The following is a 12,602-nucleotide window of genomic DNA, read 5'->3' as shown; positions in this document are numbered from 1 at the left end:
CAACCAGGCAGTGTTCCCGACAGATGCAGGTGTCCGGAGAACAGGGCCTGGCCCCCAATCAGCCGAAGAAACGGGAGCCCACCACCGTGGCCACCAACGCAACGAACACCTCCGACAACGCCGTCGGTACCCAGCGCGTCAAGCGCGGCATGGCCGAGCAGCTCAAGAACGGCGTCATCATGGACGTCGTCACGCCCGAGCAGGCCAAGATCGCCGAGGACGCCGGTGCTGTCGCGGTCATGGCCCTGGAGCGGGTGCCCGCCGACATCCGCAAGGACGGCGGCGTCGCCCGCATGTCCGACCCCGACATGATCGACGGCATCGTCGAGGCGGTCTCCATCCCGGTCATGGCCAAGGTCCGCATCGGACACTTCGTCGAGGCCCAGGTCCTGGAGTCCCTCGGTGTCGACTTCATCGACGAGTCCGAGGTCCTCACCCCGGCCGACGAGGCCTACCACATCGACAAGTGGGCGTTCACCGTCCCCTTCGTCTGCGGCGCCACCAACCTCGGCGAGGCCCTGCGCCGGATCGCCGAGGGCGCGGCGATGATCCGCTCCAAGGGCGAGGCCGGCACCGGCAACGTCGTCGAGGCCACCCGCCACATGCGCTCCATCAACGGTGAGATCAAGCGCCTGGGCACCCTGGACGAGCCCGAGCTGTTCGGCGCCGCCAAGGAGCTGCGCGCCCCGTACGAGATCGTCAAGGAGGTCGCGCAGCTCGGCAAGCTGCCCGTGCCGCTGTTCTCCGCCGGGGGTGTGGCCACTCCCGCCGACGCCGCGCTGATGCGCCAGCTGGGCGCCCAGAGCGTGTTCGTCGGTTCGGGCATCTTCAAGTCCGGCGACCCGGCCAAGCGCGCCGACGCCATCGTGCAGGCCACCCTGCACTACGAGGACCCCGCCGTGATCGCCCGCGTCTCGCGCGGTCTGGGGGAGGCCATGGTCGGCATCAACCTCGACGACCTGTCGGACTCCCAGCGCTACGCCGGCCGCGGCTGGTAGTCCGGGCAGGCACAGCGTTCCGGACGGACACGGATCCGTGTCCGACGGCGGCCGGGCGGCGGGGGCCAGTGGGGCTCCCCGCCGCCCGGCCGGGTCCCCAGCAGTGAAGTCCCACAACGAGTGAGGCCGTACTTGACCGCCAGACCCACCATCGGAGTCCTCGCCCTCCAGGGGGACGTCGCCGAACACGTGCACGTCCTCGAAGGGCTGGGCACCGGTACCGCGAAGGTCCTCTCCGCCGACCACCTCGACACCGTCGACGCCCTGGTCATCCCCGGCGGGGAGTCGACCACCATGTCCAAGCTCGCCGTCCGGTACGGCCTGATGGACGCCCTGCGCAAACGTGTCGTCGACGGGATGCCCGTCTACGGCACCTGCGCGGGGATGATCATGCTCGCCGACCGCGTTCTCGGGGGTACGGCCGACCAGGAGACCGTCGGCGGCATCGACATGACGGTGCGCCGCAACGCCTTCGGCCGCCAGACCGAGTCCTTCGAGACCGGTGTGCGGATCGACGGCATCGGCCAGGACCCGTTCGACGCGGTGTTCATCCGCGCCCCCTGGGTGGAGGCGGTCGGGCCGCAGGTCTCGGTGCTCGGGAGAGTACCCGGCCCGGACGAGGCCGGTAGGATCGTCGCCGTACGACAGGGCGGCCTGATGGCGACGTCCTTCCATCCCGAACTCACCGGCGACGCGCGCATTCACCGCCTCTTCGTCGACATCGTGAAAGGACATGCATGAGCGGCCACTCCAAGTGGGCCACCACCAAGCACAAGAAAGCCGTCATCGATGCCAAGCGAAGCAAGCTCTTTGCCAAGCTGATCAAGAACATCGAGGTGGCGGCGCGTACCGGTGGTGGGGACCCCGAAGGGAACCCGACGCTCTACGACGCCATTCAGAAGGCGAAGAAGAACTCGGTGCCCGCCGACAACATCGAACGCGCCCGCAAGCGCGGTTCCGGTGAGGAGGCCGGTGGCGCCGAGTGGCAGACCATCATGTACGAGGGCTACGCCCCCGGCGGGGTGGCGCTGCTGGTCGAGTGTCTGACCGACAACCGCAACCGCGCCGCCTCCGAGGTGCGCGTCGCGGTCACCCGCAACGGCGGCAACATGGCCGACGCCGGTTCGGTGTCCTACATGTTCAACCGCAAGGGTGTCGTGATCGTGCCCAAGGAGGGCACCACCGAGGACGACGTGACCATGGCGGTCCTGGAGGCCGGCGCGGAGGAGGTCGAGGACCTCGGCGAGTCCTTCGAGATCGTCTGCGAGGCCACCGACCTGGTCCCGGTCCGCACCGCGCTCCAGGAGGCGGGCATCGACTACGAGTCCGCCGAGTCCAGCTTCCTGCCGACCATGGAGGTCCCGGTCGACGCCGAGACCGCCAAGAAGGTGATGCGGGTCGTGGACGTCCTGGAGGACTCCGACGACGTCCAGAACGTCTTCACCAACGCGGACATCCCCGACGAGGTCATGGCCGAGCTCTAGAGCCGGACACCCGAACGGGACCACGCGTCGACGCCTGTGGCCGCACCCCCCGCAGGGGGCGCGGCCACAGGCGTCTGCCGTGGGTTCCCGGGAAAGCTCCGGGCCCTCCCCGGAGAGTGGAAGGGTCACCCACCTGTGGCGAATGTGTCCGTAGAAGGCCGATCGCGAACTTCTGCTTTTGCCAATGAGCCGAAGAACGACGAAAAGGTGAATTAGTGCTCGCGTCTGCTCGGTTCTTGTTCCCGGTCATGGCTGGGCCGGATCCGGTGGGCGGGCGCCTGAATGAGTACAGTACGTGGTGCTTCACCGCCCGTTTCCGGGCGGCGGCGCGAACCCTTTCAGTGACTGACGACAGGCGACGAGGAACTCCAGCCATGACCAACCCCCCTGAGTACCCCCAAGACCCCTCGCAGCAGCCCTACGGCCAGCAGCCGCAGCAGCCGCAGTCCGGTGGTTACCCGGGCGGCCAGCAGTACTACCAGCAGCCCGGCGTCCCGCCCCAGCAGCCCGCCGGGGGCTACACCCAGCCCGCGTCCTCCGGCGGAGCCGGGTTCTTCGGAGCGCTCTTCGACTTCTCCTTCCGCGAGTTCATCACCAGCCGCATCATCAAGATCGTCTACATCCTGTGGCTGGTGATGATCGCGTTCGGCTTCCTGGGCGGGCTGATCTCCGCCATCTCGCTGATGAACCAGGAGGGCCTGGGCTTCCTCGGTTTCCTCATGCTGATCGGTGCCTTCGTCGGCACCGCGATCTCCGTGCTGGTGTCGCGGATCGTCCTCGAACTCCTCATCGTGGTCTTCCGCATCAGCGAGGACCTCAGCGCCCTCCGCCGGCGCGGCGGGGTCTAGGACGACCCGGGAGGCCCGGGAGAAGCGGGAGGGGGAGGAGTCTCCCGGAGGGGCCGCGGCCCTGAGCCGCCGGCCCCGGCCGGGTCAGCCGGTCATGTCCATGGCGGCGATGACCTTGGTCGGGCGGATCCGCACCACGAGCTCGCCGGGGACGCCGTTGCGGCGGCCGAACTCCTCGGCCCGCTCCGGTCCCATGTACCGCCGGGCGATCTCGGTGGCGGTGCGCACCAGTTCGTCGGTGTCCTCGGAGATCTCGGCCGTGCCCTGGACCTGCACGAACCCGAACGGCGGCTCCTCCAGGTCCACCAGCAGCGTCAGCCGGGGGTCACGGGCGAAGGCCCGGCCCTTCGCGCTTTCCTTGCCGGTGTTGAACACCAGCCCCCGGTCGTCGACGGTGAACCAGATCGGCGCCACCAGCGGGCGTCCGTCCGCGGCGGTGTAGGCGACCTTCCCGGTGCGGGTGCCGTGGAGCAGGAAGTCGCGGACCTCGGGATCGGAGAGTGAGCTCATCGCACCAAACTAGATCGCGCCCGGCCGGGGCCCGCGCCCCGACACGCTCAGCGCCTTGACGCCGGCCCTTTCGAGCCCTGCCCTTCTCGTACCCGGCCCTCGGAACACTCAGGCCGGGATGCGCCGGGGCAGCGGTCCCACCCGGGGCAGGCGGCGCACCGGGGTGTGGGCGTCCTCCCTGGTCGGTCCGCTGAACACCGCATCCAAGGGCAGGTCCAGGGCGTCGGCGATCGTGGCGGGGGCGTCGCCCGGGATCGGCTCCAGCACCGGTCGGGCGGCGTTCAGCAGGCCGGTGAGCCGGGCCTGCCGGGCCAGGTCCGGGGAGCCGCCCGGAGCGATCCGCAGCGGGGTCCCGTCGGCGAGCTCGTAACCCACGCACCACCGCAGCCCCCGGCCGAGCCGCGCGGGGGCGTCGGCGTGCGTGACCACCAGCGCGTCCACTCCGCCGGTGGCCTCCAGTGCGTACCGGACTGCGACCAGGTCGAGGTGGCCCACCCGGAAACCGCCCTGCCAGGGGTGGGTCCGGTTGTGCCGGTCGGCCAGCCGTGCGGTGAGCAGCGGGTCCTCGGTGACCAGCGGTCCGGCGCCGTGCCGGGTGGCGAAGGTGCGGCTCACCCCGATCCGGCGGGCGTCGCCCGGCCGCCCCGCCTCCGCCAGCAGGGCGAGCGGGTTGACCGCGGTCGTCGTGGACCACGTGGTGTACGGGTGGAAGCCGTGCCACTCGTCGAGCAGGACGCCCTGCGCCCCCTCGAACACCACCGGGGTCCGGTTCAGCAGCCGGGGCAGGTACCGCTCGTCCACCAGCCGGACCCGCTCCGCGAAGGCCTGGTAGGCGGCCAGGCATCCGTCCAGGTCGGGAAGGGGTTCGCCCCCGGTGCTCCCAGAACCCACCGAGCCCCCGGAGCCCGCCGAGCCCTCCCCCGCCTCCACCTCCTCCGCGACCGCCTCGGCCAGGACCGACGCCAGCCGGTCGGCCAACCGGCCCAGCTTGCGGCGGAGCAGCTCCGGGGAGGCGCAGTCACCGACGGTGGGCGCGTCCTCCGGGTGCTCCAGGGCGTAGGCCATCGTCTCGCCCACCCCCATCCCGCAGGAGCCGTGCCGGTCCCGGCCGCGCGCCCGCTCCCGGGCCCGGTTGGCCGCCGCGTGCCACGGCGTGCTGATCAGCGCGCGGCGGTCCACCGTGACCAGGGAGAACGGATCGGCCACCCCCAGCGCGGCCAGGTGCTCGGCCTCGGCGGCCAGCGCGAACGGGTCCACCACCACGAACCGGGACAGGTGCGTGGGCACCGGGCCGCCCGGGGCGAGTGTGCCCGCCCCGAACTGGGAGAACGTGTGGTGCCGGCCGTCCGGGGTGACCACGTTGTGTGCGGCCTGGGCGCCGCCGTTGGCCCGCACCACCGCTCCGTACCCGCCGCGGGAGCACAGCAGGTCGACGGTCACGCCCTTGCCCGCGTCGCCGAACCCCAGGTCGACCACGACTGTGTGGTCCCGGGCGGCTCCGGTCGTCGTTCCGTTCACAGCCGGTCCACCCCCGGGCCGTCACCGACCAGCCCTTCCATGCCCGAGGAGCTGGCGACCGGACCGCGGGAGCGGGCCAGGGGCCGCAGCGCCTTCCCCACCACGTCGGCCTGGTCCGAACCGGCGTCGGCCAGGTCGGCCAGGCCCTGCTCCAGGTCGATGGCCTCCTCGGCCAGACCCACCGTGACCGCGATCGTCTCGCAGACCGCGTCCAGGTCGTCCAGGAGGATGAGGTTCTGGCCCATGTGCTTCTCCCAGAAGTCGCGGACCCGGTCGTCGCGGAAGTGGTAGCTGCCGGTCGGCATGATGAAGTACACCTCGAACCTGCGCCGCAGCTCGTCCAGGATCGCCGGGAACGGGATGTTCTCGTCGAGGTCGTCGCCGATCACGTCGCGGACCTCGCGGGCCTTCACCGCGCCGTAGGCCATCTCGTCGCCCACCATGAACAGGTAGCCGCGCCGGCCGCGCTTGTCCAGGCAGTCCATGGCGGTGTGCCGGGCCATGAAGTACATCGCCAGCTCGTAGGACTCGGTCATCTGACCGCCGCCCCCGCCCTCCAGCAGGATGTTGCCCAGGTCGTCCTCCAGCTCGTTGCCGGACTCGAACTGGCCGACCTGGAGGGGCACCCGGTCGCAGGTGGCGTCGCCGATCCCGCCGAACAGGATCTGCGGGTCCTCCACGTAACCCTTGCGCAGGAGCAGGCCGAACAGGTCGGGGAGCTTGGCCTGGAGTGAGCGCGGGACCCGGCCCATGGAGCCGGTGACGTCGAAGAGCACCGACACGGCGAGGGAGTTCGGGTGGGCGTCGGAGTCGCGGCTCTCCCGGAGGGCCACGCCGTGCGGGTCGAGCGAGGGGTGGGCCTTCCACTGGTTGCGCGGGGTCTTGGCGGCGACGTCGTCGTGGTAGTCGAAGCTGCTGATTCCGGCAGAGCTCCGGTAGGCCTTCCGGGCGTGGTAGGCGTCGGTGGACCAGTTGCTGCTTCCCATGGTGTCTCCATCAGTTGTCGGGTGACCCGGGGCGGGTCGGTTGGGGTGCGGGTCAGGCAGGCATGTGGAAGGGACGGAACCGGCGCGGCCCGAAGCACCGTTCCAGTGCCCCGTCCAGTTCGCCGAGCAGTGCGAAGGCGTCGCCGGGCCGCCGTTCGGGAGCGGGCAGGGAACAGCCGAGGGCGAAGGACCTCAGCAGCCGGGGAAGCCGTCCGCCGGTCACGTACTCCACGCACCGGGTGGCCATGTACACGTCGGTGGCGGGTACGGCGGGGCGGCGGTCGGCGACCTCGGGCGGGTACGCCTCCTTGCGGTGCGGCACCATCGCGGGGATGTGCGGCGCGGTGCGGTACTCGGCGAAGGTCACCGAGTAGCACCAGTCCACGAGGACGAGTCCGTGCGCCTCCGGGTGGATGAGGACGTGTTCGGGGACGACCGCCCCGTGCACCACCCCGGCCCGGTGCGCGTTGCCGAGGGCCACCAGCAGTCGGCGCCACATCCAGGCGGCGTCGCGCGGGTCGATCCCGTCGGGGTGGGCGCGCCGCACCTCGGCCAGGCTGTGGAAGCCGGTCAGGCGGCCCAGCACGTTGCCGCGCCGCTCCACTCCGGTGGCCGTGTCACGGTGCCGGACGGATTCCACCAGCTCCGGGACGAAGGCGCGGTACCGCTGTTCGCCCCGTTCCCGGATCCGGCGCAGCGCGGTGGCCTCGGCCAGGAGCAGGTCGTTGTCGCGCGGGGCGTGGGGGAGTTTGAGGACTCCGTCCCGCCAGGTCCCGCCCGCCTTCGAACCGTGCCCCTCCTCCTGCCACCGCACCGGGTACAGGTCGGCGACGTCCCCGCCGGCCAGGGCGCCGCCCCGGCTCACGTGGTAGGTCCGCCGACGGGTGACGAGTGTGATGTCGTCGAGCCCCAGGCCGCCCTCGGAGGCCTCCCGGTAGCGCCGCCACGCCTCGGTGAGCTTCGCGAACCCGGCGCCGGCCTCCGCCGCGCGTCCGGCGGGCGCGGCGTCGGGGTGGAGCAGCCGGGCCAGGCGCCGGTACTCGGCGGTGGCGACCCGGGGGACCGCCCCGCCGTCAGGGGGCAGGGGGCCGAACAGCGCGGCGGGGTCCACGGCGAGGCCGAGGGTGCGCAGGGCGGTGTCGAAACCGGTCCGTGCGTGCTGTTCCGTGCTCATCTGCTCTCCCTGCTCGTCGGTTCTTCGTGGGACACGGGTGCCGGGCCGCGGGTGCCGGCTACTGGGTGCCGCGCAGCAGCGGCGGGTGGAGGAGGGCGGCGCCGCCCGCCCGGTACAGCCGGGCGCGGCGGCCGCCCCCCGAGCCCCCGCGGTCGGCCAGTTCCCCGGTGTCCTCCACGAATCCGGGGGTGGCGAGGATCTTGCGGTGGAAGTTGGCGGCGTGCAGGGTGCGGCCCCACACCGCCTCGTACACCCCGCGCAGCGCCGTGATGGTGAACGCGGGCGGGAGGAAGGCGGCGGCCAGGGAGGTGTACTCCAGCTTGGAGCGGGCGCGTTCGACGGCGTCGCCGAGGATGCGCGCGTGGTCGAAGGCGAGTTCGTGTTCGGTGCCGGCGCCCTCGCCGTGGCCCAGGGCGGTCCAGGGCACCCACGCGGCCTCGGCCGTGTCGCGGCCGGTGTGCGGGTCGGGCAGGTCGGGCGCCAGCACCATGTACGCCACCGAGATCACGCGCATGCGCGGGTCGCGGTCGATTCCCCCGTAGGTGCCGAGCTGCTCCAGGTGGATCTCGGCGGGCAGGGGGGTCTTCTCCGTGAGGACGCGCAGGGCGGCGTCGGGCAGGTCGGGGTCGGCCGGGCCGGCGGGGCCGTCCTGGGCCCGGACGAACCCGCCGGGCAGGGCCCATCGGCCGCGCTGGGGGTGGCGGGCGCGGCGGCCCAGCAGGACGTGGGGGAGTCCGTCGCGGATGGTCAGCGCGACCACGTCCACGGTGACCGCGGCGGGTGCGAACGCGTTCGGGTCGTAGGCGGCGAGGAACCTGCGTTCGTCGGCCGCGTCGTACCGGCCTCCGCTCCGCGCTTCCGCGTCCCGCGGCCCGTCGATCCCCTCGGACACTGCTTCCCCCAGTTGTTCTCTTGGTGAGTTTTTCTCTTTCTGAGTTGAACTTAGCACCACGGCGCCCGCTCGTCCACCCCTTTCGTCCGCTTCGCCCGCACGCCGCCCGACACGCCCCGGCGCGCGGCGGATCGCGTCGTGACCCGCCGCTAGCATGGTGCGAACGAACGTTCGAGAAGGATGTCCGGCAAGAGCGGGCAGAGGCGAGAAGAGAGTCAGGTGGCGACGTGCGCGTGCTGGGAATCGACCCGGGGCTGACCCGCTGCGGCGTCGGCGCCGTGGAGGGGGCCATCGGCAGCCCTCTGCGCCTGCTCGCCGCCGACGCCATCCGCACCAGCCCCGACACCGACCTCCCGCAGCGGCTGGTCGAGGTCGAACGCGGTATCGAGGAGTGGCTGGACCGGTACGAACCCGACGCCGTGGCCGTCGAGCGCGTCTTCGCCCAGCACAACCTCAGCACCGTCATGGGCACCGCCCAGGCCAGCGGTATCGCCCTGGTCTGCGCCGCCCGCCGCGGACTGCCCGTGGCCACCCACACCCCCAGCGAGGCCAAGGCCGCCATCACCGGCAGCGGCCGAGCCGACAAGAAGCAGGTCGGCAGCATGGTGGCGCGTATCCTCGGACTCGACGGGCCGCCCAAGCCGGCCGACGCCGCGGACGCCGTGGCCCTGGCCATCTGCCACATCTGGCGCGGTGGGGCCCAGGCCCGGGTCGCCCAGGCCCAGCAGGACTTCGCCCGCAAGGTGGAGCTGGCCCGCCGCGCCCGCGGACGCTAGCCCCCACCGGACCGGCCGTCAGCAGGCAGCAGTAGCAGTCAGCAGCAGGCAGCAGTTCCGCCCCCAGGAAGGAGACGGGCACCCCTCCCGGTGCCCAAACGAGATGATCGCGTTCCTCACCGGCCGGGTGGCCGCACGCGGCGCGGGCAGCGCCGTGATCGACGTCGGCGGGGTCGGCATGACCGTCCAGTGCACCCCCTCCGCCCTGTCCCGGCTCCACGTGGGGGAGGAGGGCACCGTCGCCACCAGCCTCGTCGTCCGCGAGGACTCCCTCACTCTCTTCGGGTTCGCCGACGACGACGAGAAGAACCTCTTCGAGCAGGTCCAGACCGCTTCGGGCATCGGTCCGCGCATCGCCCTGGCCATGCTCGCCGTGCACAGCCCCGACAGCCTGCGCCAGGCGGTGGCCACCGAGGACACCGCGGCCCTGACCCGGGTGCCCGGCATCGGCAAGAAGGGGGCCCAGCGCATCGTCCTCGAACTGCGCGGCAAGCTCGACGCCCCGGTCACGACCGACGGCACCCTGCCCGCCGCCGACTCCCCGAACGGTTCCGCGCCCAACGGCGCCTGGCGCGGACAGGTCGTCTCCGGCCTGGTCAACCTCGGCTGGTCGGCCAAGGACTCCGAGGCCGCCGCTGCCGCCGTCGCCGCCGAGGCCGAGGACACCAGCGACGTCACCGTCCTGCTGCGCAGTGCCCTGCGCAAGCTCAGCCGCGCGTAGCCAGGAAGACAGGAAGGAGGCGATCCCGTGTACGAGCGTGACGCCGTCTCACCCGAGGCCGACGTCGAGGAACACCAGATCGAGGGTGCGCTGCGCCCCAAGAACCTGGACGAGTTCGTCGGACAGCACCGGGTGCGCGAACAGCTCTCCCTGGTCCTGCACAGCGCCCAGCGCCGCAACCGCGCCCCCGACCACATCCTCATGTCCGGCGGCCCCGGCCTGGGCAAGACCACCCTGGCCATGATCATCGCCGCCGAACTCGGCGCGCCCCTGCGCATCACCTCGGGGCCCGCGATCGAGCGCTCCGGTGACCTGGCCGCGGTGCTCTCCACCCTCCAGGAGGGCGAGGTCCTCTTCCTCGACGAGATCCACCGCATGGCCCGCCCGGCGGAGGAGATGCTCTACGTCGCCATGGAGGACTTCCGGGTGGACGTCGTGGTCGGCAAGGGGCCCGGGGCCACCGCCCTCCCGCTCGACATCGCCCCGTTCACCCTGGTCGGCGCGACCACCCGCGCCGGCATGCTCCCGGCGCCGCTGCGCGACCGCTTCGGTTTCACCGCGCACATGGACTTCTACGACCCCGCCGAGCTGGAGCAGATCCTGCACCGCTCAGCCGGGCTCCTGGGGGCGCCCCTGGAGGGGACGGCCGCCCACGAGATCGCCGGCCGTTCCCGGGGCACGCCCCGGATCGCCAACCGCCTCCTGCGCCGCGTGCGCGACTACGCCGAGGTCCGCGGGGACGGCCGCCTGACCCTGGACAACGCGCGGGCCGCCCTGGAGCTCTACGAGGTGGACGCCCTGGGCCTGGACCGCCTGGACCGGGCCATCCTGGACGTGCTCATGAACCGTTTCCGCGGCGGTCCGGTCGGGCTGTCCACGCTCGCGGTGTCGGTGGGGGAGGAGGCCGAGACGGTGGAGACCGTCGCCGAACCCTTCCTGGTCCGCTCCGGTTTCCTGGCCCGCACGCCGCGCGGCCGGGTCGCCACGCCGATGGCCTGGGCGCACATGGGGCTCACCCCGCCGCCGGACGCCGCCTTCGGAGCAGCCGCCGATTCCTCCGCCGGCAGTGCTCAGGGCAACGGGGGCCAGAGCAGCGGTACCCAGAGCAACGGGGGCCGGAGCAGCAGCACCCCGGGCAACGGCGTCCAGGGCAGCGGTGCCCGGAGCAACGGAACCCCCTGACCGTGGCGAGGAGCCTTCCCACGGCGTTCGAGCACGGGCACAATGGCGCGTGTGCGCGAACCGGGGCCGAACCGTTAGCGCCCCGATCTCAGCCGGTGGGATACTGGTGACCGGCGCCACGTAAACTGGGATGAACCAGCCAGAGCGGGGCAGTGGCCTCGTCATGGTGTCGTCGGACACCGGCGGAACGAGTCGACACCCCCGAGCGTTGTAAACACCGGGTACGACTTCGGCCGCCGTGGTCGGTCGGCCCGAGAAGGTGGTCGTCGCGGTGTCCGAGCCGGCAGCCGTCGCCCACAGGAAACGTCAGGAAGGACGCCCCCGTGCAGGGCATTTACACTCTCGCCGACGCGGCCCAGGGAGAAGGCAACATCTTCAGCATGATGCTCCCCTTCGTGCTGATCCTCCTGGTCTTCTGGCTCCTGTTCTGGCGCCCGAACCAGAAGCGTCGCCAGCAGGAGACGCAGATGCAGAGCTCCCTGGTTCCCGGAGTCGAGGTCATGACCAAGGCCGGCATCTACGCCACGGTGGTGGAGATCCACGAGCAGGACGTGCTGCTGGAGATCTCCCCCGGCACCCGTATCCGCATGCTCAAGGCCGGCATCGGTGAGGTCATCACCCCCGCCGCCGACGACACCCCGGTCGAGGACCGTCCCGACTTCGGCGACGACGACAAGCCCAAGGGCTAGTCCTCTCCACGCCGTCTCCCGGCGCACCACAGACTTCGGTACCGGCCCCCTACCCGGGGCCGGTACCGCTGTTTCCGGACCCGACACCTGTTCCCGGCCCCAGCGGCCGCTCCGGGCCGGACGCACCGCCCGACCGGACACACCAGATAAGGCCCCACCACCCATGCCCAACGACACAGCGATCCCGGACGTCCCGGACGCCGCCGCGGAGATCGCCCTCATCGAGGCGAACATCCGCGACATCCCGGACTTCCCACACGAGGGCATTCTGTTCAAGGACATCACGCCCCTGCTCAACCACCCCGAGGCCTTCGCCGCCGCGGTGCGCGGGCTCACGGCGCCCTACCTCGGCGCGGGGATCGACCACGTCGTCGGGCTGGAGGCGCGGGGCTTCATCTTCGGCGCCCCCGTCGCCATGGCACTGGGTTCGGGCTTCGTTCCGGCGCGCAAAGCAGGGAAACTGCCCTCGGACACCGTCGCCCAGGCCTATGATCTGGAGTACGGCGCCGCGACCGTCGAGATCCACGCCGACGCGATCACTCCGGGCAGCCGTGTGCTCGTCGTCGACGACGTCCTCGCGACCGGCGGCACCGGCAGGGCCGCGGTGGAACTGGTCCGCAAGGCGGGTGGTACGGTCGTGGGATTCTCCGTCCTGATGGAGCTCTCCGCGCTCCAGGGGCGCGAGAAGATGCCCGACGTGGAGCTGCACACCCTCCTTTCGGTCTGAGGCCGACCTCGCCGTGCCTGTCGCGTCCCGCGGGGAATACCGCGACAGTCCGTCCTTGTTGACGTACTCCAGCACTCGGTGTGACGTACCTGGTGAC

14 protein-coding genes are annotated in these 12,602 nt (G+C 71.8%); 9 read left to right on the top strand and 5 right to left on the bottom strand.

Features of this window, described 5'->3' with window-relative positions; translation table 11 throughout:
- Nucleotides 1-86: 86 nt before the first annotated feature.
- The 4 genes from pdxS (at nucleotide 87) to D458_RS0113935 (ending at nucleotide 3,330) form a co-directional block, all read left to right on the top strand.
- Nucleotides 87-998, top strand: coding sequence for a pyridoxal 5'-phosphate synthase lyase subunit PdxS (gene pdxS / locus D458_RS0113950; RefSeq protein WP_026119289.1), 912 nt, complete (start codon nucleotides 87-89; stop codon nucleotides 996-998).
- A 132-nt stretch (nucleotides 999-1,130) separates the two neighbouring features.
- The gene (gene pdxT / locus D458_RS0113945; protein WP_017587372.1) at nucleotides 1,131-1,739 is read left to right on the top strand and encodes a pyridoxal 5'-phosphate synthase glutaminase subunit PdxT; all 609 of its coding nucleotides are present in this window, start codon (nucleotides 1,131-1,133) and stop codon (nucleotides 1,737-1,739) included.
- Complete coding sequence (locus D458_RS0113940) at nucleotides 1,736-2,482, top strand: YebC/PmpR family DNA-binding transcriptional regulator (protein ID WP_017587371.1); 747 nt, start codon at nucleotides 1,736-1,738, stop codon at nucleotides 2,480-2,482. The genes pdxT and D458_RS0113940 overlap by 4 nt, the downstream gene beginning before the upstream one ends.
- 374 nt (nucleotides 2,483-2,856) lie before the next feature.
- Nucleotides 2,857-3,330: a DUF4282 domain-containing protein gene (locus D458_RS0113935; protein WP_017587370.1), complete on the top strand. Its 474-nt coding sequence runs from the start codon at nucleotides 2,857-2,859 to the stop codon at nucleotides 3,328-3,330.
- Nucleotides 3,331-3,414: 84 nt separating this feature from the next.
- On the opposite strand, the gene D458_RS0113930 is transcribed toward D458_RS0113935, so the two are convergent.
- The 5 genes from D458_RS0113930 to D458_RS0113910 all read right to left on the bottom strand — a co-directional run bounded on the left by D458_RS0113930 (nucleotide 3,415) and on the right by D458_RS0113910 (nucleotide 8,398).
- Nucleotides 3,415-3,840: a PPOX class F420-dependent oxidoreductase gene (locus tag D458_RS0113930; RefSeq protein ID WP_017587369.1), complete on the bottom strand. Its 426-nt coding sequence runs from the start codon at nucleotides 3,838-3,840 to the stop codon at nucleotides 3,415-3,417.
- A 108-nt stretch (nucleotides 3,841-3,948) separates the two neighbouring features.
- Nucleotides 3,949-5,358: an adenylosuccinate synthetase gene (locus D458_RS0113925; protein ID WP_017587368.1), complete on the bottom strand. Its 1,410-nt coding sequence runs from the start codon at nucleotides 5,356-5,358 to the stop codon at nucleotides 3,949-3,951.
- Complete coding sequence (locus tag D458_RS0113920; RefSeq protein ID WP_017587367.1) at nucleotides 5,355-6,344, bottom strand: hypothetical protein; 990 nt, start codon at nucleotides 6,342-6,344, stop codon at nucleotides 5,355-5,357. The genes D458_RS0113925 and D458_RS0113920 overlap by 4 nt, the downstream gene beginning before the upstream one ends.
- 52 nt (nucleotides 6,345-6,396) lie before the next feature.
- Complete coding sequence (locus D458_RS0113915; RefSeq protein WP_017587366.1) at nucleotides 6,397-7,518, bottom strand: protein kinase family protein; 1,122 nt, start codon at nucleotides 7,516-7,518, stop codon at nucleotides 6,397-6,399.
- A gap of 58 nt (nucleotides 7,519-7,576) precedes the next feature.
- Nucleotides 7,577-8,398 (bottom strand): NUDIX hydrolase, encoded by an 822-nt coding sequence (locus D458_RS0113910; protein WP_051049688.1) that lies wholly within the window; start codon nucleotides 8,396-8,398, stop codon nucleotides 7,577-7,579.
- Between the two features lie 239 nt (nucleotides 8,399-8,637).
- On the opposite strand from D458_RS0113910, the gene ruvC reads away from it, so the two are divergent.
- From ruvC to D458_RS0113885, 5 genes are all read left to right on the top strand, one after another.
- On the top strand, nucleotides 8,638-9,186 hold the full coding sequence (ruvC, locus tag D458_RS0113905; protein ID WP_017587364.1) for a crossover junction endodeoxyribonuclease RuvC: 549 nt from the start codon (nucleotides 8,638-8,640) through the stop codon (nucleotides 9,184-9,186).
- A 103-nt stretch (nucleotides 9,187-9,289) separates the two neighbouring features.
- Nucleotides 9,290-9,907, top strand: coding sequence for a Holliday junction branch migration protein RuvA (gene ruvA / locus D458_RS0113900; RefSeq protein WP_017587363.1), 618 nt, complete (start codon nucleotides 9,290-9,292; stop codon nucleotides 9,905-9,907).
- Nucleotides 9,908-9,934: 27 nt separating this feature from the next.
- Nucleotides 9,935-11,089, top strand: a complete 1,155-nt coding sequence (gene ruvB, locus D458_RS0113895; protein ID WP_017587362.1) for a Holliday junction branch migration DNA helicase RuvB — start codon at nucleotides 9,935-9,937, stop codon at nucleotides 11,087-11,089.
- 323 nt (nucleotides 11,090-11,412) lie between these two features.
- On the top strand, nucleotides 11,413-11,778 hold the full coding sequence (gene yajC, locus D458_RS0113890) for a preprotein translocase subunit YajC (RefSeq protein ID WP_017587361.1): 366 nt from the start codon (nucleotides 11,413-11,415) through the stop codon (nucleotides 11,776-11,778).
- Between the two features lie 163 nt (nucleotides 11,779-11,941).
- Nucleotides 11,942-12,505: an adenine phosphoribosyltransferase gene (locus D458_RS0113885; protein WP_017587360.1), complete on the top strand. Its 564-nt coding sequence runs from the start codon at nucleotides 11,942-11,944 to the stop codon at nucleotides 12,503-12,505.
- Nucleotides 12,506-12,602: the final 97 nt, after the last annotated feature.

The organism is Nocardiopsis ganjiahuensis DSM 45031 (genome assembly GCF_000341085.1).
GTDB lineage: Bacteria > Actinomycetota > Actinomycetes > Streptosporangiales > Streptosporangiaceae > Nocardiopsis > Nocardiopsis ganjiahuensis.
Note: the sequence above shows the minus strand (reverse complement) of the source record. Positions and strands in the feature narration are given on the sequence as shown.

Coding starts and splice junctions, on each gene's coding strand:
- D458_RS0113940 (WP_017587371.1), top strand. CDS start 1,736: ATGAGCGGCCACTCCAAGTGGGCCACCACCAAGCACAAGAAAGCCGTC.
- D458_RS0113935 (WP_017587370.1), top strand. CDS start 2,857: ATGACCAACCCCCCTGAGTACCCCCAAGACCCCTCGCAGCAGCCCTAC.
- D458_RS0113930 (WP_017587369.1), bottom strand. CDS start 3,840: ATGAGCTCACTCTCCGATCCCGAGGTCCGCGACTTCCTGCTCCACGGC.
- D458_RS0113920 (WP_017587367.1), bottom strand. CDS start 6,344: ATGGGAAGCAGCAACTGGTCCACCGACGCCTACCACGCCCGGAAGGCC.
- D458_RS0113915 (WP_017587366.1), bottom strand. CDS start 7,518: ATGAGCACGGAACAGCACGCACGGACCGGTTTCGACACCGCCCTGCGC.
- ruvA (WP_017587363.1), top strand. CDS start 9,290: ATGATCGCGTTCCTCACCGGCCGGGTGGCCGCACGCGGCGCGGGCAGC.
- D458_RS0113885 (WP_017587360.1), top strand. CDS start 11,942: ATGCCCAACGACACAGCGATCCCGGACGTCCCGGACGCCGCCGCGGAG.